Genomic DNA, 26,809 nt, shown 5'->3' on the forward strand with positions numbered 1-26,809 from the left:
TTGAAGCCACAGTCGTGCGGGCATAATCTGGCCCGCACGCGTTATTCAAACCGGTTGTCAGCCTTGTTCCGCCCCCGCTTATCCTTGAAGAGCGCGGGCATCAGGCGGCAGCGCCCCCTATTAGGGAAGAGAGATCATCATGTTGGAACGTTGCAAGAATGCTCGGGAACGCTGGGGTGGGGTGCACAAGCTGATCGACAGCTGGTTGAAGGCACGCCATGAACTGATTCGGGCTTTCGATGCGCTGGGTGCCGAGCCCGAGGCGTTGGCCGAGAAGCGCGAACCGTTGCAGGACTTCTGCGTTGTACTGGTGGATTACGTATCGGCTGGGCATTTGAGCATTTACACCCAACTCACCAAAGAGGCCGAAGCGTTCGATGACCGGCGTGGCCTGGATTTCGCAAAGACCCTTTACCCGCGTATCGATGTGATTACCGAGATGTTGCTGACGTTTACCGAACTCTGTGATCAAGGCAAATGCGTCGCTGAAAAATTCAAAGAATTGGGTGCGCTGCTTCACGAGCGCTTCGAGCTGGAAGACTGCCTGATCGAAGTGCTGCACAACGCGCACAAGGAACAAACCGTCGCCCAGGCCTGACCTGGGGGATGCGATAAAAACGGTGCGCGGGTCGCACCGTTTTTTTTTGGATTCAGGAACGCGTACCCAGCAGTTCGATCTCGAAAACCAGTGGCGTATAAGGCGGGATCAACTCGCCGGCACCGTCGGCGCCGTACGCCTGGGCCGATGGAATCACCAGGCGCCATTTCGCGCCCACCGGCATTTGTTGCAACGCGCTGCTCCAGCCGTTGATCACACTGTCCAGGCGAAACCACTGTGGTTGGTTGCTCTTGTCGAAGACTGTTCCATCGGGCAGTTGGCCGACGTATTTCACTTGAACCTGACTATTGGCCGACGGCGTGTTGCCCGTGCCGGGCGTGAGTTCGGTGAGCAGGATTCCATCCGCTAATTCACGAACGCCTTTTGAGGCTTTTTCCTTGGCGAGGAATTGTTGCTCGGCGGCCAATGCCTTTTCGCTTTGGGGGATCTGGGCAGCGGCTTCGATCTGCGCCTCGTGCTGCGCCAGGATCTGCTCGATGCGTGCAGCGTCCAGCGCCAGTGGCTTGCCTTGATAGGCCTGCTGGAGGCCGTCGATCAGGGCTTGTATCTGCAGGTCGGGAACCTCCTGACGCAGGCGTTCGCCGAGGCTGGCACCCACGCTGTAGGCGAGGTCGTGCCGATCCTGGTCGTTGGTCTTGGACGGCGATGATTCGCTCGCACCGGCCACTGGAATCGCCAGGCCAAGCACAAGAAAAAGGTAGCGCAACATGGGCATCCTCCAGCCGAAAGTGCGACGGATTATGCCAGTGTGGAAAGGTAAAAAGTGCTGGGTATTTTCGTCATCCCAATAAGAATTTTCGTACGGTGCAACGCAAGGCTATCGATACTGTCAACATGCGCTAGCGGCGGTAAGAGCAGAGGGCTAGTATGAGCCGCACCCACGTCAGCCAGGAGGTAAACCATGTCGGCCAAACAGAAGCCTGTTAATACCCCGTTGCACTTACTCCAACAACTCTCGGGCAGCTTGCTCGAACATCTGGAAAGCGCATGTTCCCAAGCGTTGGCTGATGCAGAAAAACTGCTCGCCAAGCTGGAGAAACAACGCGGTAAGGCGCAAGAAAAGCTGCACAAATCCCGTACCAAATTGCAAGATGCCGCCACTGCCGGCAAAGCCAAGGCACAAGCCAAGGCCAAAGACGCCGTCAAAGAACTTGAGGACCTGCTGGACGCCCTCAAGGATCGCCAGGCCGAAACCCGTGCCTACATTTCCCAACTGAAAAAAGATGCTCAGGAAAGCTTGAAGCTGGCGCAGGGCGTTGGTCGTGTGAAAGAAGCAGTGGCTAAGGCGTTGGGTGCTCGTACCCCCGTGAAAGCTGTTGCAGCAAGCACCGCTAAAAAGCCATCGGCCAAACCAACCGCCAAGCCTGCAGCCAAAACCGCTGCCGCTAAACCAGCAGCCAAGCCAGCAGCTAAAACCGCTGCCGCTAAACCAGCAGTCAAGCCTGCAGCTAAAACCGCTGCCGCTAAACCAGCAGCCAAGCCTGCAGCCAAAACCGTTGCCGCTAAACCAGCAGCCAAGCCTGCAGCCAAAACCGTTGCCGCTAAACCAGCAGCCAAGCCTGCAGCTAAAACCGCTGTCGCTAAACCAGCAGCCAAGCCAGCAGCCAAAACCGTTGCCGCTAAACCAGCAGCCAAGCCTGCAGCCAAAACCGCTGCCGCTAAACCAGCAGCCAAGCCTGCAGCCAAAACCGTTGCCGCTAAACCAGCAGCCAGGCCAGCAGCCAAAACCGCTGCCGCTAAACCAGCAGCCAAGCCAGCAGCTAAAACCGCTGCCGCTAAACCGGCTGCCAAGCCTGCGGCTAAAACGACTGCCGTCAAGCCAGCAGCCAAGCCAACGGCTAAACCCGCTGCCGCCAAACCGGCCGCTGCAAAGCCTTCGCCGGCCAAGCCCGCTACTCCAGCAGCGACCCCGGCAGCATCCACCGCTGCAACCGCACCGGCCAGCAGCACCCCTGCATCGGCGACGCCAACCGCTGCCCCAACCAGCGCCTCTTAAGTGCCGGTGGCCGCGACGCGCAGCTGCTGCAGCGCGTCGTGGTCAAGGTTGGCGGCATCCTCAGCCGCCAGTCTTTCCAGCCAGTGCTGTTGATCTGCCCGCTCGCCAGATGACCATGTTTCGATCAACTCTTCGAGACGCATCAACAAGTGCCGTTCGGCCTCCAACTCCATCGACTTGATCCGTTCCCGTAAGGCAGCCAACGGCTTGTCCTGCTGCGCGTTCGTTCGCCATTGCACACGCAACTGGCGTAACGGCTCGATCACCTGCGTCTGCCAAGGGCCGGCAATTTGCCTGAGCGCCTGTAATCGCTCGGCGGTCGGGATAACGCCGCGTTGTTCCAGCCATGCGCCGCAGAGCATCAGGCACACGTCCGCCCCTTGCGCCTGAAGGCGCAGGCAGGCGGCTTCTATGCCCGGGCGGGCATACATCGAAAGAGCAAAGCTCCACAGGTCAGCGCACATAGTCACACCCAAGCCAGCGGCGAACGAAGCTGGTAGACTCCGCCGCCATTATGATCCGACTTCAAAGCCTAACATTACAGCGTGGCCCGCAACGTCTTCTCGAAGACGCCGAGCTGACCCTGCACGCCGGTCACAAAGCCGGCCTGATCGGTGCCAATGGCGCCGGCAAATCCACGTTGTTCGCGCTGTTGCTGGGCGAGCTGACCCCGGACTCCGGCGACTGCCTGCTGCCGGCCGACTGGCGCATCGCTCATATGCGCCAGGAGATCGACACCCTGGACCGCATCGCGATCGACTATGTGCTCGATGGCGACCTGCGCCTGCGCCAGGTGCAGCACGACCTGGCCGAAGCCGAAAAAGCTCAGGACGGCGCCGCCCAGGCGCGCCTGCACTCGGAGCTGGACAGCGCCGATGGCTACACTGCCGACGCTCGTGCCCGCAAGATGCTCGCCGGTCTGGGGTTTACCAACGAACAGATGGACCGCCCTGTCGCCGACTTCTCCGGCGGCTGGCGCATGCGCCTGAACCTGGCCCAGGCGCTGATGTGCCCCTCGGACCTGTTGCTGCTCGACGAGCCGACCAACCACCTGGACCTCGATGCGATCCTGTGGCTGGAAGATTTCCTCAAGAGCTACCAGGGCACCTTGCTGCTGATTTCCCACGACCGGGACTTCCTTGACGCGGTGGTCGATAACATCGCCCATGTCGAACAGAAGAAAATCACCCTGTACCGCGGCGGCTACACTGCGTTCGAACGTGCACGTGCCGAACGCCTGGCCCAGCAGCAACAGGCCTACGAGAAACAGCAGGCGCAACGCGCGCACATGGAAAGCTACATCGCTCGGTTCAAGGCCCAGGCCACCAAGGCCCGTCAGGCCCAGAGCCGGATCAAGGCGTTGGAGCGCATGGAAGAGCTGTCGGCGGCCCACGTCGATTCGCCGTTCGACTTCGTGTTCCGCGAGTCGGTGAAAATCTCCAGTCCATTGCTGGATCTTTCTGACGCGCGCCTGGGCTATGGCGATAAAACCATCCTGGAGAAGGTCAAGCTGCAACTCACGCCGGGTGCGCGGATCGGTTTGCTCGGCCCTAACGGCGCGGGCAAGTCGACATTGATCAAGAACCTGTCAGGTGAACTGGAGCCTTTGGCCGGCCGCCTGACCCGTGGCGAAAACACCGTGGTGGGTTACTTCGCCCAGCATCAGTTGGACTCCCTCGACGCCAAGGCCAGCCCGTTGCTGCACCTGCAGCGCCTGGCACCGACCGAGCGCGAGCAGACCCTGCGCGACTTCCTGGGTGGCTTCGACTTCCGTGGCGCGCGCATCGATGAGCCGGTGCTGAATTTCTCCGGCGGCGAAAAAGCCCGTCTGGCCCTGGCCCTGATCGCCTGGGATCGCCCGAACCTGCTGCTGCTCGACGAGCCGACCAACCACCTGGACCTGGAAATGCGCCTGGCGCTGACCATGGCTTTGCAGGAGTTCAGCGGTGCGGTGTTGGTGGTCTCCCACGACCGCCATTTGCTCAAGAGCACCACGGATAATTTCCTGCTGGTGGCCGATGGCAAAGTCGAAGAGTTCGATGGCGACCTCGACGACTACGCCCGCTGGCTCACCGATTACCGCCTGCGCAATGCGCCGGCCAGCAACACGCCGGTCAACCCGGACAAGACCGACAAAAAGGCCCAGCGCCAGGCCGCCGCTGCGTTGCGCCAGCAATTGGCGCCGCACAAGCGCGAAGCCGATAAGTTGGAGGCCGAGCTGGGCAAGGTGCAGGAGCGGTTGGCCAAAATCGAAGCCAGCCTCGGTGACAGTGCCGTGTACGAAGCCGCACGCAAAGACGAACTGCGCGACCTGCTGGCCGAACAGGCCAAGCTCAAGGTGCGCGAAGGGCAATTGGAGGAAGCCTGGATGGAAGCCCTCGAACTGCTTGAAACCCTGCAGGCGGAGCTGGAGGCGCTGTCCTGATGGAGGCATTGCAACTGCCGGCAGAGTGGGTCGAGCCTGTGTGGATTGGCGCGCAGATCCTGTTGATCCTGCTGGCCGGTTACCTGGCGCAGCGCTTTGTGGGCAAGGGCCTCACGCGCCTAGGCGAGCGCTACCCATTCCCGCCGCAACTGCTGATGCCGCTGCGGGGCGGCCTGCGCTGGCTGATCATGGGCAGCGCGCTGATCTTCGTGCTCGGCCGCCTCGGTGTGTCCGCCACGGTGTTGTGGACCGCGTTGTCGGGGTTTGTGGCGGTCGCCGCCGTGGCGTTTTTTGCCATGTGGTCGGTGTTGTCCAACCTGCTCTGCGCGATTCTGATCTTTACGGTCGGACCGTTTCGTCTGGGTGACATTGTGGAATTGGTGGATACCGTCGACAAACCGGGCGTCAAGGGGCGGGTAGTGGCAATCAATCTGCTCTATACCACGCTGGTCGAAGTGGAGGCCGCAGGCACCGACAGCGCGATCGTGCAGGTGCCTAACAGTCTATTCTTCCAGCGCTCGGTGCGACGTTGGCCGGGCACCCATGTGTTCCCGGGCGACCGCTAGCGTTCATATCGAGTAAAAATTGATAGCCAGCCGTTGGTCGCTGGCGTTAGCTTTAGGCACAACCGCTAACTCTCTGCGAGGTGTGTCATGGCACTCGATACGTGGCTGGCCTTTTTCCTGGCCAGTTGGATCATCTCCCTTTCTCCCGGCGCCGGCGCCATCGCCTCGATGTCCAGTGGCCTGCAATACGGCTTTCTGCGCGGCTACTGGAATGCCATCGGCCTGCAACTGGGCCTGGCGATGCAGATTGCCGTGGTCGCGGGCGGGTTGGGTGCCATTCTCGCCGCATCGTCCACCGCGTTCTATGCGATCAAATGGTTCGGTGTGGCCTACCTTGTGTACCTGGCCATCAAGCAATGGCGTGCCTTGCCTCTGGACATGGCCAACGATGCGGCCGTGCGCCCCGTCGGCAAGCCGATGGCGATGATGTTCCGTGGTTTTCTGGTCAATGCCAGCAACCCCAAGGCCTTGGTGTTCATGCTCGCGGTGTTGCCGCAGTTCGTGAACCCGCAGGCGCCGTTGCTGGTTCAATATTTGATCATCGGCGCGACGATGATCAGCGTCGATATGATCGTGATGGCGGGCTACACCGGGCTGGCGTCGAAAGTGTTGCGCCTGTTGCGCACGCCCACGCAGCAAAAACGCGTGAATCGTACGTTTGCCGGGTTGTTCGTGGGAGCGGCGGGGTTTCTGGCCAGCCTGCATCGCGCAACGGCGTAACTGGCCAAACCGAGTCAAGAATGTGGGAGGAGGCTGGCCACTTCCCACATTGTGTTGCCTGGAGGATTAACGGTCAGCGCAGAATCTTCGGCGCTTCGTCCCTTGGCAGATTGCTACGCGGTGTCGGCTGGCCAGGTTCCTGATAGCCACCGCCCAATTGCTCTGCCAACTGCCTGGCCACATCCTCACCCAACGCTTTGGACACTTCCTTCACCACCCGTGGCCGGTTCAAGCTCACGCGGATGTCACGGCTGTTCACCAGTTTAGTGTCCTGGCCTTCGCCCATGGCGGTGAACGCCGACGTGATCTCGTAGGTGCGGGTGTTGATCAGGCTGAAATCCGCCACCAGCGTCAGGCCCAGCACAGCCGAATAACTGTTGGTGTGGTCCAGGGCGTTGATGTCCTGGGTGAAGTCGATATCCGACAAAGTGCCGAACAGCACGTAATCGGCCCCCTTGAAGTGGCCGGCCTTGATGCGCTTGATGACGTCGTAGACGTCACCCTTGGCATCGGCGGTATAGGGCGTGCCCTGCACCAGCTGAAACTGCCGCGACTTGAGGATCTCCCCCTTGATATCACCGCTGAATTTACGCAGCTCGGTCTGCTCGATATAGCTGGTACGGCTTTCGTACTCGCTGTAATTCGAGGCGCCACTGGCGTGGTAGGCGCTGGCCTGAAAGGTGTCGCTGGCCGAGACCTGGTGGATGTACTCCTCGACCCGCGCCTCGTAGGTCAGGTCGGTCACTGCGATCTTCGGCGCGGCCGAGGCGCCAAAGGCGCACAGCAGGCCGATCATGCCGATCCATGCACGCATTGTTCAGCGCTCCGTGGTTTTGCGGATTTCTTTTTCGTCCATCCATTCGGCCACGCCGCTCTCGACGTCGATCAACTGCAGGCTGAATTTGTAGAACACGTCCTTGTAGTCCGAGCTGCGCTTGACGATGGAACTGATGGAGCCTTCCAGACGGTACTGGGCAGCGACCATGTTGCCGGTCTTGCTGACCGTGGACTTCTTGTACAGGCCGCTCTGGTTCTGCAGCTTGAGCTGGTCGACCTGGCTCTGCATGTCGGTATTGTCGCTGGCGAAGCGCGCGGTGCCCGTCTTCATCAGTTGGGTCTTGATCGACGTGGTGATCTCGCGGGTATCGATGTACTCGCTGGTCTTGTTCTTCACGTCGTACACCTGCACCACCGGGCGACCTCGCAGCACGCCGGACTGCGCCAGGGAGCGGGTCATGCTTTCGGCGATCATCTGCAGGTCGGTGGAGCCGAACTCGTTGGTCACGGTTTCCACGGCCTTGGTGTCGCCGTAGTTGATGTGCTTGCTGCCGAGTACCGGCGAGGTATTGGCGCAACCGCTGGCCAGGACGGCGACCACGGCGAGCATCGAGAAGCGTGCAAACATGGGGAAATCTCTCAGAAAGGGTGAGCGGCTCAAGGGGTTTTCACTTCAAGACGAAAGTCCGCCGCCTGGGGCAGGTTGGCGATGGCCGGCAGGAAGGTGGCCTGGTTGGCGTACAGGTTGAGCACTTTCCAGGTCTCTTCGTCGCCTACCGGGAAGCCATCGGCGCCCAGCCAGGCGAAGCGGTAATACATCGTCTGGTTGCTGCTGGTGATGTTGCTCAGTTGCACTTTGGCAGTCAGGAAGCCGTTCTCGCGCGCGACGCGGATAGCGCCGACGGCGATGCCCTTGAACTTGCCCATCACTACGATTTTGCTGGCGGCGCTGCCGGGCGCCGGTGGCGGCGGGGTGGCGCAGCCGACGAGCAGGACCAGCGCCAAAGCGCCGAGGATGAAATGACGCATAGCGTGCTCCTTACGGTTGTTTAAGGGTGGCGATTGCCTGAGGCGTGCTGCTCGGCACGACATGGGCCGCGAGGCCACCGGCAAACACTTGGTTGCCGACCACGCGCAGAGTGATCACCTGATAGCGCTGATCGGCCTTGACCGTCACCAGCGTGCCGCCCAGCGCGTTGGGCAGGCTGACCTGGTGCTCGCCGTGCTTGAGGCGCAGGCGCGTCACTTGGGTCATGTCCGGTAAGGTGCGCCAGGTGCGGGTGTCGGCGCCCTCGGTCACGGCCGAAGCGATGCCCAGTACCAGGCCCGCCATGGGGTTGGTCTTGTTCAGGTTGTTCTGCGCCACGCCACGGCTGACTGCGCGTACGGTGGTGCGCAGGATGATCCCCGGCATGTCGTCACGCAGGGCGCGGCGGGACATGGCGGTGGTGCTGTTGAGCGCGGTGAGGTTCTGTTGCTGGCCGTCGACACCGATCTGAGCGAAGGTGACGGTGGAGGTGTCGGCCTTAATCACGGGGAACGACAGCGGGGTGATCACCAGGTTGCCGTTGATGGGGATCGGCAACGGCAGGCGGATCGAGTCGCGGGCCGGCGCCAGACCGCTCTGGACCACAATCAGCACGTCGGTTTCATTCGCGCCCACCTTGGATTTGTCCAGGTCTCGCAAGGCCTGCTCCAGCAGCGGGGTATTGGGGCGCAGCTCGGCCGCCTTGCGATAACCGGGCGCGGCCAGGTCTTTTTCGCCCAGGGCTTCGTAGACGAAGCCTGCCAGGTAGTGGCTGAACGCACTCTGGTAGCTGTTTTTCAGGCCGACCACTTCCGGCGCGTTCAGGGCCGCCACCGGGTAGCCATTGAGGTCTTTGAGCTGGGTGGTCACGCCCTGGCGCTCGGCCTCGTCTTCGCGCTTGAGGTATTCCTTGTCGCGCAGATCGGCGATCACGGCTTCGCGCTCGTGGGTTTTCTTGATCTCGGTGCGGGCGCCGTCGAAGTCGTTCACCGCCAGCAGGTTCAAAGCCATCTGGGTGGTCAGCATGACTTTTTCGTAGTCGTAGCCTTCGTAGCGGCGCACTTTGTCGTTGGCCAGGAAGCTACCGAACTGGGCGAGGTACCTGGCGCTGTCGAACTTGACCGACTCTTCCCATTTGTAGACTTGCAGGTCGGCGCTGCGCCAGGCGGTCTGGCTGCCGGTCAGGTCGCCCTTGGCGCGCAGCAGCTCACCTTTTTCGAAGAAATACAGCAGGTCTTTGTCTTCGCCGGTGTTGTTCTTCTCCAGCAGAGTCAATGCTGCATCGACGTTGCCGGTGGCCAGTTGCTGGTTAGTGGCTTGCAGCTCGGTGTCGTAGCTGCGCAACATCGAACAGCCGGACAGCAAGGTCACCGCCGCGAGCGCAAGCGGAGTTAAGGCGCGAAATGCCATGCAGATTTCTTCCCTGAAAGTAGTCAGCCAATGTGGTCATTGCGCATAAAAAACGGCAATGACATTCCCTTTCGCACTAACAGGGCGCGGCATTATAGGCGCCATAACTGGCAAAACAATGGCTTTTTGCTGCGATGTGCTCCACAGAATGCCACTACTGAACGCGTAAACCGATGCGCTCAGGTGTTCCAGGTCACGAACGGCTTGAGTCAAATCCCTTATCGTTAAACAATGTGTTACTTCGTATTTCCCTTTGAGATTCATTCATGACTGCCCCCCACCGTTTTCTCGCCTGGCTGGTGTTGCCGGCGTTGATGTCGTGCAGCTTCAACCTGTTGGCCGCGACGGCCGAGGGCGCGCCCCAAGCCCTGCATTTGCTGGACTACATCGGTGCTGATTACTCGCCGACCGTGGACGCGGGCAAGGTGGTGGACACCTCGGAATACCGCGAGCAGGTTGAGTTTCTTGGGGTGTTGCAAGGTTTGGTGGCGGACTTGCCGGCCAAGCCGGAACGCGCCGAGCTGGTAACGGGCGTCGAAGAACTGCGCGCGGCGGTGACCGCTCGTCAGGACGGTGCCACCGTTGCCCGTCAGGCCCGGCAGTTGGGCGCCAAGCTGGCGGTGGCCTATGAAGTGAGCCAGGCCCCGGCCATTACGCCTGACCCGACGCGTGGCGCACCGCTCTACGCCCAGCATTGCTCGGTATGCCACGGCACCGCCGGCGCCGGCGATGGCCCGGCGGGCGTGGGCCTTACACCGCCGCCGGCGAATCTACGGGATGCCGCGCGGCTGGATCGCCTGAGCCTCTACGCGATCTACAACACCTTGGGCCTGGGCGTCGAAGGTACCGACATGCCGGCGTTCGCCGATCAGTTGGACGACCGTCAGCGTTGGGACCTGGCCACCTACATCGCCGGGTTTACCGCCGACCCGGCGGCCGCCAAAAGCGAGCAGCCATTCAACCTCGCTGACCTGGCCCGGCGTACACCCAATGAAGTGCTGGCCGCCGACGGCGCCGTTGCTGCCGCGACCTTCCGCGCTCAGCGCGCGCAGCCGCCACAGGTCAAGCGCGGCCCGGCGCAGTTGCTCGACTACACCGCGACGACCTTGGACAAAAGCCTCGCCGCGTACCGCAATGGCGATCACGAACAAGCCTACGACCTGTCGGTAGCCGCCTACCTGGAAGGTTTCGAGCTGGTGGAAAGCTCTCTGGACAACGTCGACGCCAACGTGCGCAAGGACACCGAGAAGGCGTTGATGGCTTATCGACAGTCGTTGCAGGACGGGCTACCGATCGAGCAAGTGCAACAGCGCCTGGACGTCGCCAAGGCGAAGCTCACCGCGTCGGCCGATTTGCTCGGTGGCGATGGCCTGAGCTGGTCGTTGAGCTACATCTCCGGTTTGCTGATCCTGCTGCGGGAAGGCCTGGAGGCGATCCTAGTATTGGCGGCGATCCTGGCCTTCCTGCGTAATACCGGCCAGCAGTCGGCGGTGCGCAGCGTCAACGCGGGCTGGGGTTTGGCGCTGTTGGCCGGTCTGGCTACCTGGGCACTGGCCGCGTATGTGATCGACGTCAGCGGCGCCCAGCGTGAATTGCTGGAAGGGTGCACGGCGTTGTTCGCCAGCGTGATGGTGCTGTGGCTGGGGGTCTGGATGCACGACCGACGCCACGCAGCGGCCTGGCAGGACTACATCAAAAGCAGCCTGGTAGGCGGCGGTGGGCGTTTTGGTTTTGCGGTGCTGGCGTTTTTCTCGGTATACCGCGAGCTGTTCGAAGTGATCCTGTTCTACGAAACCCTATGGCTGCAAGCCGGTCCGGCCGGACATAACGCGGTGCTGGCGGGGGGCGCCACGGCGCTGGTGCTGCTGGTGGGCCTGGCCTGGGTGATCCTGCGCGGCTCGGCGAAGCTACCGCTGGCGCTGTTCTTCGGTATCAACGCGGCGCTGCTGTGCGCGCTGTCGGTGGTATTCGCCGGGCATGGCGTCAAGGCATTGCAGGAGGCCGGTGTCTTCGGCACGCGGCCGGTGGCGTTCTTTGACTTCGACTGGCTGGGCATCCACGCCGACGCCTACTCGCTGAGTGCGCAGGTGGTGGCGATCCTGGCGATTGTGGTGCTGTACGGCCGAAGCCGCCTGGCCGAAAGACGTCGAGTGGCGGTCTAGACGTGCGCGTGTGGATCGATGCCGACGCGTGCCCACGCGCGGCCAAGGACCTGGTGGTGAAGTTCGCCCTCAAGCGCCAGTTCGAAGTGGTGCTGGTAGCCGGGCAGAGCCAGATCAAGCCTGGCTTTTCCTGCGTGAAATTGATCGTGGTGCCGAGCGGCCCGGACGCCGCCGATGACTACCTGGTGGAACATGCGGTGCCCGGCGAACTGGTGATTTGCAGCGACGTACCGCTGGCTGATCGTTTGGTGAAAAAGGGCGTCACGGCGCTGGACCCGCGAGGCAAGGAGTTCAGCCCGGCAAACATGAGCGAACGGTTGGCGGTGCGCAACCTGTTCACCGACCTGCGTGAACAGGGCCAGATGGGCGGCGGACCACCGCCCCATGGAGAGAAGGACAAGCAGGCGTTTGCCAACGCGCTGGATCGTATCCTCACGCAGCTGATGCGTCAGGAGTGAGCAGGCCTGTACCGATCAGGCGCTCACTCATCGTTCTCGTGGGTCAACTCCAGCACGCGATCCACCAGTTTGTTGATGCCTGACGCCACCTCGCTGATGTTCTTGCCCAGCATATAGGCGGGCGTGCTCACCAGTTTGCGCGCTTTATCCTCGACGATGTCTTCTACCGAGCACTCCTGATGGGTAGCGCCCATTTTATTGAGGGCGGCCGATGTATCGGGATCGTTACCGATGGTGCATGTCACGCCCGGCCCATAGATCTTCGCGGCCAGGGCCGGCGAGATGCAGATCAGCCCGACGGGCTTGCTCGCCTCGGCAAAGGCCTCCGCCAACGCCAGTACCTGCGGGTTGACGCTGCAGGCGGTGCCTTCGCTGGCAAAATTCGACAGGTTCTTCGCCGCGCCAAACCCGCCGGGCACGATCAGTGCGTCGAAGTCGTCGACATTGGCCTGGCTGATGTCCTTCACCTCGCCACGGGCGATGCGCGCCGACTCCACCAGTACATTGCGTGATTCGGGCATTTCTTCGCCGGTCAGGTGATTGATCACATGGTGTTGGGCGATATCGGGTGCAAAGCATTGGACCTGAGCGCCGCGCTGATCCAGGCGCAGCAGGGTGATCACGCTTTCTTGGATCTCTGCGCCGTCATACACGCCGCAGCCGGAAAGGATCACTGCAATCTTTTTGCTCATGGGCGTTTCTCCTGAGTTCTTGGCGTTAAATGTCTACTAATTTGTAACCTGTTGCCAATGGGATCTCACAGCACTGCACCTAATCTTGATGTAACAAAAATAGACCGGACTTGCCCATGGACTTCGTGCCTTACGCGGTACCGTTTTTCATTGCCTTGATCGTGGTGGAATTGCTCGCCGACCGTTGGCGCGGCCAGCGCAATTACCGGGTGGCGGATGCCATCAACAGTCTGAGCACCGGTGTGCTGTCCACCACCACGGGCCTGTTGACCAAGGGTGTGGGCGTGTTGACCTATGCCTTTGCCCTTGAGCATCTGGCGCTGCTGGAGTTGCCGGCGCGGAGCCCATGGACGTGGCTGTTCGCGTTCGTGTTCTATGACTTCTGCTACTACTGGCTGCATCGGCTGGGGCATGAGCGCAACATCCTGTGGGCGGCACACTCGGTGCATCACCAGAGCGAGGACTACAACCTCACCACTGCCCTGCGCCAGACCAGCACGGGCTTTTTGCTGAGCTGGATCTTCTACCTGCCCCTGGCTGTGTTCGGTGTGCCGTTGGTGGTGTTTATCAGCGTGGCGTCGCTCAATCTGCTGTATCAATTCTGGGTGCATACGCGGCATGTGCCCAAGCTGGGTTGGTACGAGTGGTTCTTCGTCACGCCGTCCAATCATCGGGCCCATCATGCGCAGAATGCTCTCTACATGGATCGCAACTACGGCGGGGTGTTCATTATTTGGGACCGTCTGTTCGGCAGCTTCCAGGAAGAGGACGAAAACGAACCGGTGATCTTCGGCGTGACCACGCCGCTGGCCAGTTGGAACCCGCTGTGGGCCAACCTGCAGTTCTATGCCCAACTGTGCAGCGATGCGCGGCGCACGCACAGCCTATGGGACAAGCTACGCATCTGGTTCATGCGTACCGGCTGGCGCCCGGAGGACGTGAAGGCCAAGTACCCGTTGGCCAAGCCGGACCTGAGCCAGTTCAGCAAGTTCGAGGTGCCGCTGGATGTACGTCAGCAGGTGTACGTGGCCCTGCAATTTGTGGCCTACGCAGGCTTTGGCAGTTACTTGATGAACGTCGGCCAAGGCCTGCCCACGGCAGCGCTGATCCTGGGCTGGGGCGCGATGGCGCTGGGCTTGTTTGCCTTGGGCGTGGCCCTGGAGAATCGCCCCTGGGCATTGACGGCCGAGCTGGTGCGCCTGGCGCTGAACGTGCCGCTGGTATGGCTGGCGCCGTTGGTCGGGCTGTGGCCGGCAAGCCCGTTGGCCTGGCTGGGACTGGCCAGTTACAGCCTGCTCAGCGTGATCGGCCTTTACTGCTGCAGAAGCCGGCTTACTCGACTGGTGTCTTAGGTTGCTCGCTCGGCACCGGTTCGGCAGCGCGCTGGGCTTGCGCGTCGGCGCAGGCCTGACGGGCGATACGCGCATTTTTGAAGCGACGGCGCAGCCACAGACCGAAACCCAGCACCAGCAGCGCGCCCAGCACCCACAGCTCGTACTTCTTGACGCTGCCCAGCATGCCTTCGAGCACCGCGCCAAAATGGTACGCCGCTGCGCCCAGCGCGGCCGCCCAGATCGCGGCGCCGATGCCGTTGAGGATCAGGTAGCGCAGCGGCGGATAGCCGGACAGCCCGATCGCTACCGGCATCACGGTGCGCAGCCCGTAGACGAAGCGGAAGCTCAGCACCCAGATGTCCGGGTGCTTACGGATATGTTCGAGTGCCTTGTCACCCATCAATTGCCAGCGCGGTTTGCGCGCCAGCAGCTTGCGGCCATGCTTGCGCCCCATGTAGTACCAGAGCTGGTCGCCGGCGTAGCTGCCGAAGAAGGCAACGACCACCACCAGATTGATATCCATGTAACCACGGAACGCCAGAAAGCCTGCGAGCACCAGAATGGTTTCGCCTTCGAAGAAGGTGCCGAGGAAGAGGGCAAAGTAGCCGAAGTCATGCAGAAATTGTTGAAGCATGGTCTGGGTGCTGGCGAAATGAACGCGCAGCCTACGCCTTCGCGAACATTCATGAAAGTATCGAGATGTGTCACGAAGTGAACAATTCCTACGGAAACGACGAATGCGACTACAGGTCGCATCGATAAGCACAACTGTCATTCCTTCGTCATAATGGCCGCTTATAACTGCAACGCTCGCCCGTGAACCCGGGCTCAGGAGTCTGTCGTGAGCTTTACCCCTGCCCATCGCCTGTTCCCCGCCACCCGTCTGCGTCGCAATCGCCGTGATGACTTTTCTCGCCGCCTGGTTCGTGAAAACGTGCTGACGACCGGTGATCTAATTCTGCCGGTGTTTGTGCTGGACGGTGAGAACCGCCGCGAAGCGGTGGCGTCAATGCCTGGCGTAGAGCGACTGACCATCGACCTGCTGCTTGAAGAGGCGGCCGGTTGGGTTGAGCTGGGGATTCCGGCCCTGGCGTTGTTTCCCGTGACTCCCGCTGAACTCAAGTCCCTGGATGCTGCCGAAGCCTGGAACCCGGACGGGATAGCCCAGCGCGCCACCCGTGCACTGCGTGAACGCTTCCCGGAGCTGGGAGTGATCACCGACGTGGCGCTGGACCCGTTCACCACCCACGGCCAGGATGGCATCCTGGACGCTGACGGCTATGTCGAGAACGACATCACCGTCGATGCACTGGTCAAGCAGGCGTTGTCACATGCCGCGGCCGGCGCGCAGGTGGTGGCGCCGTCGGACATGATGGATGGCCGCATCCAGGCGATTCGAGAGGCCCTGGAGCTGGCCGGCCACGTCAACGTGCGGATCATGGCCTATTCGGCCAAGTACGCCAGCGCCTACTACGGCCCGTTCCGCGATGCGGTGGGCTCGGCGTTGAACCTGGGCAAGGCTGATAAAGCCTCGTACCAGATGGACCCGGCCAACAGCCACGAGGCCTTGCACGAAGTGGCCGCCGATCTGGCCGAAGGGGCCGATATGGTGATGGTCAAGCCTGGGATGCCGTACTTGGACATCCTTTACCGGGTCAAAGAGGAATTCAAGGTGCCGACCTTCGTGTATCAGGTCAGCGGCGAATACGCCATGCACATGGCTGCAATACAGAATGGATGGTTGAGTGAAGGGGTGATCCTTGAATCCCTGACTGCCTTTAAACGTGCCGGGGCTGATGGCATTCTGACCTACTTTGCCGCCCGCGCCGCCCAATTGCTTAGAGAGCAACAATAGCCCTCACAGGAACACTCGATGAATACCGAAGGACTCTCCGAAGTTGCCGTAAAAGACGCCCACCCGGTGGTGGAGCAAGTCACCGAGACGCCGCCGGAACATGAGCCGCTCGCCCCCGTCGTCGCCGCTGAAGTGCCGGTGCCGGCCCCGGTGGCGCCGGTGGTCAACCTGGATGACAGCAGCCTGTACATCCACCGCGAGCTGTCGCAACTGCAATTCAACATCCGCGTGCTGGAGCAGGCGCTGGATGAGTCCTACCCCTTGCTGGAGCGGCTGAAATTCCTGCTGATCTTCTCCAGCAACTTGGATGAGTTCTTCGAGATCCGCGTCGCCGGCCTCAAGAAACAAATCACCTTCGCCCGTGAACAGGCGGGTGCCGACGGTTTGCAGCCGCACCAGGCCCTGGCGCGCATCAGTGAGCTGGTCCACGGCCATGTGGATCGCCAATACGCGATCCTCAACGATATTCTGCTGCCGGAACTGGAAAAACATCAGGTCCGCTTTATCCGTCGCCGGCACTGGACCACCAAGATCAAGACCTGGGTGCGTCGCTACTTCCGCGACGAAATCGCGCCGATCATCACCCCCATCGGCCTCGACCCCACGCACCCGTTCCCGTTGCTGGTCAACAAGAGCTTGAACTTCATCGTCGAACTGGAAGGCATCGACGCCTTCGGTCGCGACTCCGGCCTGGCGATCATCCCGGCGCCGCGCTTGCTGCCACGGATCATTAAGGTACCGGAAGAGGTGGGGGGCGCTGGCGACAACTATGTATTCCTGTCGTCGATGATCCACGCCCACGCCGATGACCTGTTCCAGGGCATGAAGGTCAAGGGCTGCTACCAGTTCCGCCTGACCCGTAACGCCGACCTGGCGCTGGATTCCGAAGATGTCGAAGACTTGGCGCGCGCGTTGCGCGGCGAGCTGTTTTCGCGGCGTTACGGCGATGCGGTGCGTCTGGAAGTGGCCGATACCTGCCCCAAGCACCTGTCGGACTACCTGCTCAAGCAGTTCAACCTGGGCGAGAGCGAGCTGTACCAGGTCAATGGCCCGGTCAACCTCACGCGCCTGTTCAGCATCACCGGCCTGGACAGCCACCCGGAGCTGCAATACACGCCATTCACTCCGCAGATCCCCAAGCTGTTGCAAAACAGCGAGAACATTTTCAGCGTGGTGAGCAAGCAGGACATTCTGCTGCTGCACCCCTTCGAGTCGTTTACGCCGGTGGTCGACCTGCTGCGTCAGGCCGCCAAAGACCCCCATGTATTGGCGGTGCGTCAGACCCTGTACCGCTCCGGCGCCAATTCGGAAATCGTCGATGCGCTGGTAGACGCCGCGCGTAACGGCAAGGAAGTCACCGCTGTTATCGAACTGCGTGCGCGGTTCGACGAAGAGTCCAACCTGCAACTGGCCAGCCGCCTGCAGGCCGCAGGCGCGGTGGTGATCTACGGTGTGGTGGGCTTCAAGACCCACGCCAAGATGATGCTGATTCTGCGTCGCGAGGCCGGTGAAATCGTGCGCTATGCCCACTTGGGTACGGGTAACTACCACGCCGGCAACGCCAAGCTCTACACCGACTACAGCCTGCTGACCTCCGACGACGCCTTGTGCGAAGACGTCGGCAAGTTGTTCAGCCAGCTGATCGGCATGGGCAAGACCTTGCGCATGAAAAAGCTGCTGCATGCGCCGTTTACGCTGAAAAAGGGCATGCTCGACATGATTGCCCGCGAAACCCAGTTCGCCCTCGACGGCAAGCCGGCGCACATCATTGCCAAGTTCAACTCGCTGACCGACCCGAAAATCATTCGTGCGCTGTACAAGGCCAGTCAATCCGGCGTGCGCATCGACCTGGTGGTGCGTGGCATGTGCTGCCTGCGTCCGGGGATCGTTGGGGTTTCGCACAACATCCATGTGCGGTCGATCATTGGCCGCTTCCTGGAACACACCCGCGTGTTCTACTTCCTCAACGGCGGCGAAGAGCAGATGTTCCTCTCCAGCGCCGACTGGATGGAGCGCAACCTCGATAAGCGCGTCGAGACCTGTTTCCCGGTGGAAGGCAAGAAGCTGATCATGCGGGTCAAGAAGGAGCTGGAAAGTTATCTGACCGATAACACTCACAGCTGGAGCCTACAGTCCGACGGGCGCTATGTGCGCAACACCCCGACCGGCAACCAGAACCCGCGCAGCGCGCAGGCGACGTTGTTGGAGAAGTTGGGTAGCCCGATTCTGGCGGTGAACTAGCAGACAATACGGTCTGAAAATGAGGGAGGGGGCAAGCCCCCTCTCACATTTATTTTCGGTGTTCTCTAGCGCAGGTTCAGACTGAACCCCACCCGCGTCAGCCACTCCGCTTCCTGGGCAAAATCGGCCTGGGTCAACTGGTTTTCATCCAGCCAGCCTTTGGGGAACATGACTTCCAGGCTGTCGCCATCGGCCCGCAGTTTTACCTGGGGCATTTCCTGGGTACCGCGGATGTGGTGGAACAGGATCGCAAAGCGCAGCAGCACGCACAGTCGAATCAGTTTGATGCCATCGTCACCGAACTCCGCGAATTTGTCCTTGGGGATATTACGGCGATGGCCGCGCACCAGCAGCGCGAGCATCTGCTGGTCTTCCCGGGAGAAGCCGGCCAGGTCCGAGTGCTCGATCAGGTAAGCGCCGTGCTTGTGGTAATGGTAGTGAGCGATATCCAGGCCCACCTCATGCACCTTCGCCGCCCAACCCAGCAGTTCGCGCCAGACGCCGTCCTGCAGGTCCCAGTCCTCGGCCACCTGGTCGAAGGCATGCAGCGCCTTGCGTTCAACACGGGCCGCTTGCTCCAGGTCGACGTGATAACGCTCCATCAATGAGCTGAGGGTGCGTTCGCGCACGTCTTCATGGTGGTGGCGCCCCAGCAGGTCATACAGCACGCCTTCGCGCAGGGCGCCGTCGCAATGATCCATGCGTTGCAGTTCGAGGGCGTCGAAAATCGCCTCCAGAATCGCCAGGCCGGCCGGGAAAATCGTGCGGCGGTCGGGTTTGATGCCATCGAAGTCGATCTTCTCGGCATCCCCCAGCTTGAACAGCTTGCGCTTGAGCCACGCCAGGCCTTCGGCGTTGACCTCGCCGGTGCCATGCCCACCCGCCTTGAGGGCCAGGCCGATGGCGCGGATGGTGCCGGACGAGCCGATCGCCTCATCCCAGGTCAAGCGGTGCAGCGCGTGCTCGATGCTCATGATCTCCAGGCGCGCCGCCGTGTAGGCCTGGGCGTAGCGCGCCGGGGTGATCTTGCCGTCCTTGAAATAACGTTGGGTGTAGCTGACGCAGCCCATCTGCAGGCTTTCGCGCAGCAGCGGTTCGAAACGCTGGCCGATGATGAACTCGGTGCTGCCGCCACCGATGTCCGCCACCAGGCGTTTGCCGGGAGTGTCGGCGAGGGTGTGCGACACGCCGAGGTAGATCAGGCGTGCTTCCTCACGACCGGAGATGACTTCCACCGGGTGGCCGAGAATCTCTTCGGCGCGGCGGATGAACTCGACACGGTTGCGCGCTTCGCGCAGGGCATTGGTACCGACGATTCGAACGGCGCCCAGCGGCATGCCGTTGATCAATTGAGCAAAGCGCTTGAGACAATCGAGGCCGCGCTGCATGGACTCTTCATTGAGCTGGCGGGCATCGTCGATCCCGGCAGCCAGTTGCACTTTCTCGCCGAGCCGTTCGAGGATGCGGATCTCACCGTTCTGGGCCTTGGCCACGACCATGTGAAAGCTGTTGGAGCCCAGGTCGATGGCGGCGATCAGGGACAGATTCTTGGCTTGGGATTGCGGCATGGTTTGGGGGTCTCGGTCGATAACCTGACCATCGTGCCACGATCGACCGCTGACGCCAACGCGTAGCGCTGCGGGAATGTCACAGAGGCGGTCTGTAAGAACTTGCCGTAGGACCTATAGGTCTTCCTTTCGTAACTCTGTTACGTCTTCGTTCGGTGTCGTAGGAATCTTTTACTTTGACGGGTGATAGTGCTGTTTATGATTTCACCTACAGCTGGAAGGACAGTGTTCCGTTTGTTGTTTTGTTTAAGCCTACTGCCGTGGGGCTTTAAGCCGACAATTTATTTTTATCACTCCCACAGTTATTGAAGTCTCGTCTTATTTTTCGCCCCGTTGCTAAAGGAACAGACTGTCACTCGGCAATTTTGCCGTGGCGTTATTTATTTGTTGTTTTTCCTGATTACAACAATAAATGCGCCTGACAACTTTAAGTGACAGGTCAACTATGAAAAGAATTGTTGGATTGACTTTCGGGATCGCATGCCTGGCTGCGGCCCTCAATGCTCACGCAACCACCGGCGCCGAACTGATCGTCAGGGGTACGATCAAACCGGCCGCATGTAATCTTAGCCTGAGCGCAGGTGGCATTATTGACTACGGCAATATCCCTTCCGGCTCATTGCTGCCAACGGCATTCAACCCACTGTCGCCAAAAACCGCGCCCCTGAGTGTCAGTTGCGGCACCACTCCAGCCAAGTTCGGCTTGAGATTCGTCGATCTGCAGGCCAGCAGCAAGGTGACGGGCATCCTGGGGGATCTGGGTACGGGCTATACCGAGGCGCACAACTATGGCCTGGGCACCGTAGCTGGTCGCAAGACCGGCGGTTTCGCGATTAACCTCAAGGACCTGCGTACGTCCAGCACCACCCTTTACCCCATCATGCGTGTCGGTACAACGGGTACCTGGCAAAACTCGGACGGCAAGGTTGCCCAGTCGCCCAGCCAGTACTCGTGGCGCAATGGCGCGACCGTGACTCCGGCGTCGATCACCCAATTGACCGGAACCCTGGAAGTGAGGGCCGTCATCAATAAGGGGCAGGACTTGGATCTAGGTCGCGATACCGTCATTGATGGGCGTGCGACGCTTGAGCTGAGTTACATCTAAAAAGCGATTTAAAAACAGTCGATCAGACACCTTCGGTATTTCTGTTCGACTGTTTTTGTGTGGGCGCTCGACGGCCAATAGTTAACTTGAACGACGCGGGGAACACTGAGTGCTTAGTCTTTCGATAATAAATAGTGCGCGCGTGTTATGTGCCGGTTTGTGCCTGTGGGTTACCGGCGCTGCGGTAGCTGACGGTATGTTGCCGGAAACTACAATAGTTGTGCTTCATGAAGAGCAGGGCGAGGCCACAATCAACATTAAAAATACCGATGCGGCGCCAGCGCTGCTACACGCCGTCATTGAAAACGTGCCCGAAGACAGGGAAGCGCTGCTGGTGGTGACGCCGCCCATTTCGCGGGTGGAGGCAGGTGAAACCCAGTTGGTGCGCTTCATCAGCACCGCCACGGCGCCTCTGAAAACCCAGCGGTTGAAGCGCGTGTCTTTCGAAGGTATCCCCCAGGCCCGTGCAGCGGGCGGTGCGACCATCGGTATCACCCTGCGCCAGAATTTACCGCTGATCCTGCACCCGCGCGGGCTTGCGGTGCACCACTCTCCCTGGGAACTGCTGAAGTGGAAGCGCTCGGCGGAGCAGCTCGTGGTGTCCAATGACAGTGCCTACGTCGTGCGCCTGGCGCCGGAGGTGCTGCTGCTGCCACACAAGGCCCTGGCGACATTGCCCCGCACTTATATCCTGCCGGGCGAAGTGCTGACGGCAACGGTAGAGGGGCGCCTGGAAGGCGTGTCGGCTGTCGAGATCCAGCCGGCCACGGTCTACGGCTTTTCGGCGGACAGTTACCAGGCGTCGGTCAGCGCCGACGAGGGTTGATCAAGCCATGAGCAACCTGTCGAATAACCGGCGCGCGGCACCTTCCTGGGCGTGTCGACCGAGCCTGCTTGTGGGCGTCGCGACGTTATGGAGCTTGCCTGGCGCTGTGCCTGCACTGGAACTGGGCGAGGGATTCGACCTGGCGGCGCTGACCACCCACGGTATTGACCCGAAAGTCTCCGATTACTTCCGCACGGCGGCGCGTTTTCGCGAAGGTGTCCAGGTGGTCGGCCTGCGGGTCAATGGCAACCCGCTTGGGCTGGTAGATGCTCGTTTCGACGCCCAGGGGCAGTTGTGCTTTACCGCGGATTTGCTGGATAAGGCCGGGCTGGTCAAGCCCCGCGCCCTCGTTCGAGAAGGGGCCAAGGCGGAGCAGGGCTGTCATGATTTTCTCGCCGATTTCCCCACCACCATGGTGCGGCTGCGGCCCGGCAGCGATGAAGTCGCATTGGTGGTGCCCACGCAGTCGTTGCGCGAACCGCAATGGGAGAGCGGGCAGTTCGCCACGGGCGGTGCCGCGGGGTTGTTCAATTATGACGTACAAGGCTTCGATAGCCACTCGCGCAGCGGCACCAGCCAATTCGTGTCGGCGTATACGGAAGCGGGTTTCAACGTCGGTGACTGGATCGTTCGCAGTCGCCAGTATTACGTTTCCGATAACGGCAAGGCCCGCACCGAGCACCAGAGTGCCTTTGTGCAGCGGGATATCGCGGCGCTGCAGTCGACTTTTCAAGCCGGTCAGATATCCAGCAATAACCCTCTGTTCGGCGGCCTCCAGCTGTCCGGCGTGCAGTTCTCGCCGGATGGTCAATCGCGCGTGCCGGCGGGCAGCAACAATGCGGTCGTGGAGGGGCTGGCCCAAAGTCAGTCGCGGATTGAAGTGCGCCAGTCCGGCGCGTTGATCCACAGCACGCTGGTGCCCCAGGGGCCTTTCCGGCTCACGGGGCTGCCGTTGCTCAACGGCACCAGCGACCTGGAAGTCAGCGTGATTGATGTGCGCGGTGGCAAGCGCAGTTTCGTGGTGCCGGCAGCGTCGTTTGCCGGGGCTGCGCCTGCGGCGCCGGGCTATTACTTTTCGTTGGGTAAGGTGCGTGAGCAGGCCGCTGACGCAGCGCCGCCGCCGGTTGTTGCCATGGGCGGCGGCACCTGGGGCCTGGGGCGCGATTCATCGGCGGGCTTTGGTTTGTTGAGCACCGAGGACTACTGGTCGGCCGGTGGCACCCTGAGCAGCGTGTTTTTCCAGCGGGTTTCGGTGGGCGCGCGTCATAACCAGTCCCGAGACAGCCTCAATGCCATTTCCGGGTCTCGCAGCAGCGTGAGCGTGAGCAGCCCGGTGCATGCCAACATAGACCTCAACCTCAGCGCCACCACCCAGACCCAGGGGTATCGCGAGGTGCTGGAGGCGGGTCGTCCGGTCAAATCCGGCGACTTGGATTCGCGCTTCAAGAATCAGTACACGGCAGGCGTGAGTTGGCTCGATCCCACGCTGGGTGCCTTTTCACTTGGCTACACCCGTGGCGCTCAATTTGACGGGCAAGCGGCAGAGCACCTGTTCGCTTCCTGGAACAAGTCGTTCAGATACGCCGACGTTGGCTTGATCGCCGATTCGCAGGTCGGCGGCACCCGAGCGCGTCGTGACGTCGACACCGGCGACAACCGGCGCGACTCGACGCTCGACGATGACCTGTTCGTGCGACTGCAGGTCAGCGTGCCGCTGGGTGGGGATCGTCGTGTCAGCAGCTACGTCAGCCGCCGTGGGCAGCAGTCCCGGGCGGGTTCGGCGCTCACCGAGCGGGTCAACGATTACGTGAACTACGACATAGGCGTGGAGCGTGACCTCAGTGCGCGCGAGCAAACATTGCATGGCCAGTTGAACCTGATGCCACGGTTTACCCGGATGGGGCTTGGGGTCAGCCACGATTCGCAAGGCAGTACTTATTCCGGGCAGTTGCAAGGCGGTGTCGTCGCTCACGGCGGCGGGGTGACCTTCTCGCCCTACACCGTGCAGGACACCTTTGGCATTGTCTCGGTCGGCGACATTGGCGCTGCCAGAATCAGCACTCCGCACGGGCCGGTATGGACCGACTTCAGCGGGCAGGCGGTGATCCCGGGCTTGCCGGCCTATACCGATAGCCGAATCGAAGTGCAGACCCAGTCCCTGCCAAAAAAGGTGGATTTGAAGAACGGCACCAAAGTACTCGCCGCCAGCCGCGGCTCGGTCAATAACGTGGCATTCGATGTGGTGAAAGTGCGTCGCATGTTGGTCACCGGTCGCGATGAGCAAGGCCGACCGCTGCCTCAGGGGGCTTCGGTGTTCGACAAGAACAACCGCTTCCTGACCAGCGTGGTGGGCGAGGGCATGATTTTCCTGAATGACGCGAACGACTCACAGGAACTGCGGGTTTCAGTGTCGCAGGCTGCCACGTGCCTGCTCAAGCTCACGCCCGGCACCCAGCCGGACCATGACAAGTTCTACGAAACGACATCGGCGGTGTGCCATGGTGGTTAAGCTTAAAACGTTGGGCGGCGCCCTGTTCTTTGCGGCGTTGATGACTCCGGTGGCGCAGGCGCAGGACTGTCGGCTGTCATTGAACCAATCGACGCTCGACTACGGTGTGATTCGCCATGAAGCCGTACTGGGCACACGCCTGCTGCACTTGAGTGTCCTGTGTACGCAGCCTTCCGCCATTGCCCTGCGTTTCAGCGGCGCGGGCGATGCGGAAGGTTTCCGCTTTGGGCAGCAGGGGCGGTTCCGATTGACGCTTAAACATGCCCAAGTGGACGGGCGCGCCATCGATTGGTCGGGCGCCCATCTACCCGGTGACTCCAGCGTTGCGCCGTTGCCGCCGGGCCAGGTGCTGGTGGCGCGAGCAGTTGGGAAGCGCTTGATCGCCCAGGTCGAAATAGAGGTCGACTTGCCCGCCGACGCCTTGCAGGTACGCAACCATGTAGTGCTGGAGGGGCGTGGCAGCTTCGAACTGGTCAGCCCGACTGTTCCACTGAGCCGATGAAGTTGGCGAACTCGGGGGTTCGGGGGTGGGCGAATAGCTGCTTTGGGTCGCCTGCTTCATGCACCTTGCCCTGGTGCATGAATACCAGCTTGTCGCCGACTTCCCGAGCAAAGCGCATTTCGTGGGTCACCATGATTAATGTCATGCCGTCCTTGGCCAGTTGGCGCACCACGCTGAGCACTTCATTGACCAATTCCGGGTCCAGGGCCGAGGTGATTTCATCGCACAGCAGCACCTTGGGTGACATGGCCAGGGCGCGCGCGATAGCCACGCGCTGTTGCTGGCCACCGGACAGCCGATCAGGGAAAGCGTCGAACTTCTCGCCCAGGCCCACGCGCTCCAACATCTGCCTTGCCAGCTGTGCCGCCTTGGCCTTGGGCACTTTCTGTACCACCTGCGGCGCCAGCATGACGTTCTCCCCCACGGTCAGGTGCGGGAAAAGATTGAATTGCTGGAATACCATGCCGACCTTCTGCCGCAGGCTGCGCAGGTCGGCGCGGGCGGCGTCGAGGTATTCACCGTCGACTTCGATCACCCCATCGTTGATCGACTCCAGGCCATTGAGGGTGCGCAGCAAGGTGGATTTGCCCGAGCCACTGCGGCCGATGATCGCCACCACCTGGCCTTCTTCTACCGTCAGGTCGATGCCCTTGAGGACGTGATGATCGCCGTAATACTTATGCAGGGCGGAAATTCTAAGCAGAGGCATGCAGTCTCCTTTCCAGGTAGCGCGCGCTGAGGGACAGGGGGTAGCAGAGCAGGAAATAACCAAGGGCCACCAGGCCATACACCATGAAGGGTTCGAACGTGGCGTTGGCGAGCATGCCGCCGGTCTTGGTCAGTTCGGTGAAGCCGATAATCGAGGTGACCGCCGTGCCTTTGACCACTTGCACGGAGAATCCCACCGTCGGCGCTACGGCAATGCGCAGGGCCTGGGGCAGGATCACGTAGCGCAGTTGCTCAAGCGGGTTGAGGGCCAGGCTGGCCGATGCTTCCCATTGCCCATGGGCGATGGAGTCGACGCACCCGCGCCAGATCTCGGCGAGGTAGGCGCTGGTAAACAGCGTCAGGGCAATCGCGGCCGCCAGCCAGGGCGATATATCCACACCGAGCAGGGCTATGCCGAAAAACACCAGGAACAACTGCATCAGCAGCGGCGTGCCCTGGAACAGTTCTATATAGAGGCGCGCGATATTGCGCGTAAACGCCGTGCGGCTGATGCGCAGGATCATCACCAGCATACCGATCACGCCACCCCCTACGAATGCCACCAGCGACAGCAACAGCGTCCATTGCAGGCCGGTCAGCAGGTTGCGCACGATGTCCCAGAAGGAAAAATCACTCATCGGCTGTTCCTCATCACAAAACGGCGGCCGATCCAATTGAGCAACTGGCGAATCATCAATGCCATGCACAAATACACCAGCGTGGTGAGGGCGTAGGTTTCAAACGCACGGAAATTGCGCGACTGGATAAAGTTGGCGGCAAAGCTCAGTTCTTCGGTGGCGATCTGCGAACACACCGCCGAGCCCAGCATGACGATGATGATCTGGCTGCTCAGGGCCGGCCACACCTTGCCCAGCGCGGGCAGCAGCACGACGTAGCGGAAGGCTTCGAAGCGGGTCATCGCCAGCGCGGCGGCGGCTTCCAGTTGACCGCGAGGGGTGGCCTGGATGCCGGCACGGATGATCTCCGTGCAATAGGCTCCCAGGTTAATCACCATCGCCAGCACGGCGGCTTGCCATTCGGTGATGTTCAGGCCCAGTGAAGGCAGGCCGAAAAAGATGAAGAACAGCTGTACCAGAAACGGTGTGTTACGGATCAACTCGACGTAGACGCCAAAGACCCAGGCAAAGGGCTGGATTTTCCAGGCGCGCACCACGGCGCCGACGGTGCCCAGTGCCACCCCCAGGATTGCGCCGATGGCCGTGAGCTCCAGGGTAAAGAGCGCGCCGCGCAACAGCAGGTCGGTATTGGCCAGTACCGGCACAAAGTCAAATTGGTACGCCATCAGTCA

The 26,809-nt window shown here is 61.2% G+C and carries 26 protein-coding genes; 14 read left to right on the plus strand and 12 right to left on the minus strand.

All coding sequences use genetic code 11. The features are described from left to right. Positions 1–139: 139 nt before the first annotated feature. Positions 140–598, plus strand: a complete 459-nt coding sequence (gene rsd / locus OSC50_RS25630; RefSeq protein WP_181076342.1) for a sigma D regulator — start codon at positions 140–142, stop codon at positions 596–598. A 52-nt stretch (positions 599–650) separates the two neighbouring features. On the opposite strand, the gene OSC50_RS25635 is transcribed toward rsd, so the two are convergent. Then, a complete protein-coding gene (locus tag OSC50_RS25635; protein WP_266247421.1) occupies positions 651–1,328 on the minus strand; it encodes an FKBP-type peptidyl-prolyl cis-trans isomerase in 678 nt (225 codons plus the stop codon). 192 nt (positions 1,329–1,520) lie between these two features. On the opposite strand from OSC50_RS25635, the gene OSC50_RS25640 reads away from it, so the two are divergent. After that, a complete protein-coding gene (locus tag OSC50_RS25640; RefSeq protein WP_266247420.1) occupies positions 1,521–2,615 on the plus strand; it encodes an AlgP family protein in 1,095 nt (364 codons plus the stop codon). Here the strand turns inward: OSC50_RS25640 and OSC50_RS25645 are convergent. Beyond that, positions 2,612–3,079, minus strand: a complete 468-nt coding sequence (locus OSC50_RS25645) for a TIGR02444 family protein (RefSeq protein ID WP_266247419.1) — start codon at positions 3,077–3,079, stop codon at positions 2,612–2,614. The two genes, OSC50_RS25640 and OSC50_RS25645, sit on opposite strands and share 4 nt — an antisense overlap. A 50-nt stretch (positions 3,080–3,129) precedes the next feature. Here OSC50_RS25645 and OSC50_RS25650 point away from each other — a divergent pair, with 50 nt between their 5' ends. From OSC50_RS25650 to OSC50_RS25660, 3 genes are all read left to right on the plus strand, one after another. Further along, a complete protein-coding gene (locus OSC50_RS25650; RefSeq protein ID WP_266247418.1) occupies positions 3,130–5,040 on the plus strand; it encodes an ATP-binding cassette domain-containing protein in 1,911 nt (636 codons plus the stop codon). Continuing rightward, on the plus strand, positions 5,040–5,606 hold the full coding sequence (locus OSC50_RS25655) for a mechanosensitive ion channel family protein (RefSeq protein WP_181076349.1): 567 nt from the start codon (positions 5,040–5,042) through the stop codon (positions 5,604–5,606). The genes OSC50_RS25650 and OSC50_RS25655 overlap by 1 nt, the downstream gene beginning before the upstream one ends. A gap of 87 nt (positions 5,607–5,693) precedes the next feature. Then, positions 5,694–6,326 (plus strand): LysE family transporter, encoded by a 633-nt coding sequence (locus tag OSC50_RS25660; RefSeq protein ID WP_181076351.1) that lies wholly within the window; start codon positions 5,694–5,696, stop codon positions 6,324–6,326. 73 nt (positions 6,327–6,399) lie between these two features. Here OSC50_RS25660 and OSC50_RS25665 read toward each other — a convergent pair whose 3' ends face one another. The 4 genes from OSC50_RS25665 to OSC50_RS25680 are packed head-to-tail and all read right to left on the minus strand — an operon-like array spanning position 6,400 to position 9,540. Beyond that, complete coding sequence (locus tag OSC50_RS25665) at positions 6,400–7,140, minus strand: penicillin-binding protein activator LpoB (protein WP_266247417.1); 741 nt, start codon at positions 7,138–7,140, stop codon at positions 6,400–6,402. Positions 7,141–7,143: 3 nt separating this feature from the next. Further along, positions 7,144–7,731: a penicillin-binding protein activator LpoB gene (lpoB, locus tag OSC50_RS25670; protein WP_181076353.1), complete on the minus strand. Its 588-nt coding sequence runs from the start codon at positions 7,729–7,731 to the stop codon at positions 7,144–7,146. Positions 7,732–7,760: 29 nt separating this feature from the next. Beyond that, a complete protein-coding gene (locus tag OSC50_RS25675; protein ID WP_181076354.1) occupies positions 7,761–8,132 on the minus strand; it encodes a YcfL family putative periplasmic lipoprotein in 372 nt (123 codons plus the stop codon). Between the two features lie 10 nt (positions 8,133–8,142). Beyond that, entirely contained in the window at positions 8,143–9,540 is a 1,398-nt protein-coding gene (locus OSC50_RS25680) for a COG3014 family protein (RefSeq protein WP_266247416.1), read from the minus strand. A gap of 266 nt (positions 9,541–9,806) precedes the next feature. On the opposite strand from OSC50_RS25680, the gene OSC50_RS25685 reads away from it, so the two are divergent. Both OSC50_RS25685 and OSC50_RS25690 read left to right on the plus strand, forming a co-directional pair. Next, positions 9,807–11,702, plus strand: coding sequence for an FTR1 family protein (locus OSC50_RS25685; protein ID WP_266247414.1), 1,896 nt, complete (start codon positions 9,807–9,809; stop codon positions 11,700–11,702). A gap of 2 nt (positions 11,703–11,704) precedes the next feature. Then, positions 11,705–12,160 carry a YaiI/YqxD family protein gene (locus OSC50_RS25690; protein ID WP_181076357.1) on the plus strand — a complete coding sequence of 152 codons (456 nt, stop codon included), beginning with the start codon at positions 11,705–11,707 and terminating at the stop codon, positions 12,158–12,160. Positions 12,161–12,183: 23 nt separating this feature from the next. On the opposite strand, the gene elbB is transcribed toward OSC50_RS25690, so the two are convergent. Further along, positions 12,184–12,852, minus strand: a complete 669-nt coding sequence (gene elbB, locus OSC50_RS25695; protein WP_181076358.1) for an isoprenoid biosynthesis glyoxalase ElbB — start codon at positions 12,850–12,852, stop codon at positions 12,184–12,186. 116 nt (positions 12,853–12,968) lie between these two features. Here elbB and OSC50_RS25700 point away from each other — a divergent pair, with 116 nt between their 5' ends. Then, entirely contained in the window at positions 12,969–14,204 is a 1,236-nt protein-coding gene (locus tag OSC50_RS25700) for a sterol desaturase family protein (protein ID WP_266247413.1), read from the plus strand. Here OSC50_RS25700 and OSC50_RS25705 read toward each other — a convergent pair. Next, positions 14,185–14,820, minus strand: a complete 636-nt coding sequence (locus OSC50_RS25705) for a DedA family protein (RefSeq protein ID WP_181076361.1) — start codon at positions 14,818–14,820, stop codon at positions 14,185–14,187. The two genes, OSC50_RS25700 and OSC50_RS25705, sit on opposite strands and share 20 nt — an antisense overlap. A 207-nt stretch (positions 14,821–15,027) precedes the next feature. On the opposite strand from OSC50_RS25705, the gene hemB reads away from it, so the two are divergent. Both hemB and ppk1 read left to right on the plus strand, forming a co-directional pair. Beyond that, positions 15,028–16,041, plus strand: coding sequence for a porphobilinogen synthase (gene hemB / locus OSC50_RS25710; protein ID WP_181076362.1), 1,014 nt, complete (start codon positions 15,028–15,030; stop codon positions 16,039–16,041). An 18-nt stretch (positions 16,042–16,059) separates the two neighbouring features. Then, positions 16,060–18,282 (plus strand): polyphosphate kinase 1, encoded by a 2,223-nt coding sequence (gene ppk1, locus OSC50_RS25715; RefSeq protein ID WP_253509761.1) that lies wholly within the window; start codon positions 16,060–16,062, stop codon positions 18,280–18,282. Between the two features lie 65 nt (positions 18,283–18,347). Here the strand turns inward: ppk1 and ppx are convergent, their stop codons facing one another. After that, the gene (ppx, locus tag OSC50_RS25720; protein ID WP_181076365.1) at positions 18,348–19,850 is read right to left on the minus strand and encodes an exopolyphosphatase; all 1,503 of its coding nucleotides are present in this window, start codon (positions 19,848–19,850) and stop codon (positions 18,348–18,350) included. A 445-nt stretch (positions 19,851–20,295) separates the two neighbouring features. Between ppx and OSC50_RS25725 the strand changes: the two genes are divergently transcribed. The 4 genes from OSC50_RS25725 to OSC50_RS25740 all read left to right on the plus strand — a co-directional run bounded on the left by OSC50_RS25725 (position 20,296) and on the right by OSC50_RS25740 (position 24,792). Further along, positions 20,296–20,955, plus strand: a complete 660-nt coding sequence (locus OSC50_RS25725; protein WP_253509760.1) for a DUF1120 domain-containing protein — start codon at positions 20,296–20,298, stop codon at positions 20,953–20,955. 142 nt (positions 20,956–21,097) lie between these two features. Beyond that, positions 21,098–21,781 carry a fimbria/pilus chaperone family protein gene (locus OSC50_RS25730; RefSeq protein WP_266247548.1) on the plus strand — a complete coding sequence of 228 codons (684 nt, stop codon included), beginning with the start codon at positions 21,098–21,100 and terminating at the stop codon, positions 21,779–21,781. 7 nt (positions 21,782–21,788) lie between these two features. After that, positions 21,789–24,290, plus strand: a complete 2,502-nt coding sequence (locus OSC50_RS25735) for a fimbria/pilus outer membrane usher protein (RefSeq protein WP_266247411.1) — start codon at positions 21,789–21,791, stop codon at positions 24,288–24,290. Then, entirely contained in the window at positions 24,280–24,792 is a 513-nt protein-coding gene (locus tag OSC50_RS25740; RefSeq protein ID WP_266247410.1) for a DUF1120 domain-containing protein, read from the plus strand. The genes OSC50_RS25735 and OSC50_RS25740 overlap by 11 nt, the downstream gene beginning before the upstream one ends. Here the strand turns inward: OSC50_RS25740 and OSC50_RS25745 are convergent. From OSC50_RS25745 to OSC50_RS25755, 3 genes are read right to left on the minus strand one after another with little or no spacing between them, the layout of a single operon-like run. Further along, positions 24,764–25,501, minus strand: coding sequence for an amino acid ABC transporter ATP-binding protein (locus OSC50_RS25745; RefSeq protein WP_181076373.1), 738 nt, complete (start codon positions 25,499–25,501; stop codon positions 24,764–24,766). The two genes, OSC50_RS25740 and OSC50_RS25745, sit on opposite strands and share 29 nt — an antisense overlap. Beyond that, positions 25,488–26,138, minus strand: coding sequence for an amino acid ABC transporter permease (locus OSC50_RS25750; protein ID WP_181076375.1), 651 nt, complete (start codon positions 26,136–26,138; stop codon positions 25,488–25,490). The genes OSC50_RS25745 and OSC50_RS25750 overlap by 14 nt, the downstream gene beginning before the upstream one ends. Further along, positions 26,135–26,803: an amino acid ABC transporter permease gene (locus OSC50_RS25755; protein ID WP_266247409.1), complete on the minus strand. Its 669-nt coding sequence runs from the start codon at positions 26,801–26,803 to the stop codon at positions 26,135–26,137. Before OSC50_RS25755 ends, OSC50_RS25750 begins: the two co-directional genes overlap by 4 nt. Positions 26,804–26,809: the final 6 nt, after the last annotated feature.

This window comes from Pseudomonas quebecensis, assembly GCF_026410085.1.
Taxonomy (GTDB): Bacteria; Pseudomonadota; Gammaproteobacteria; order Pseudomonadales; family Pseudomonadaceae; genus Aquipseudomonas; species Aquipseudomonas quebecensis.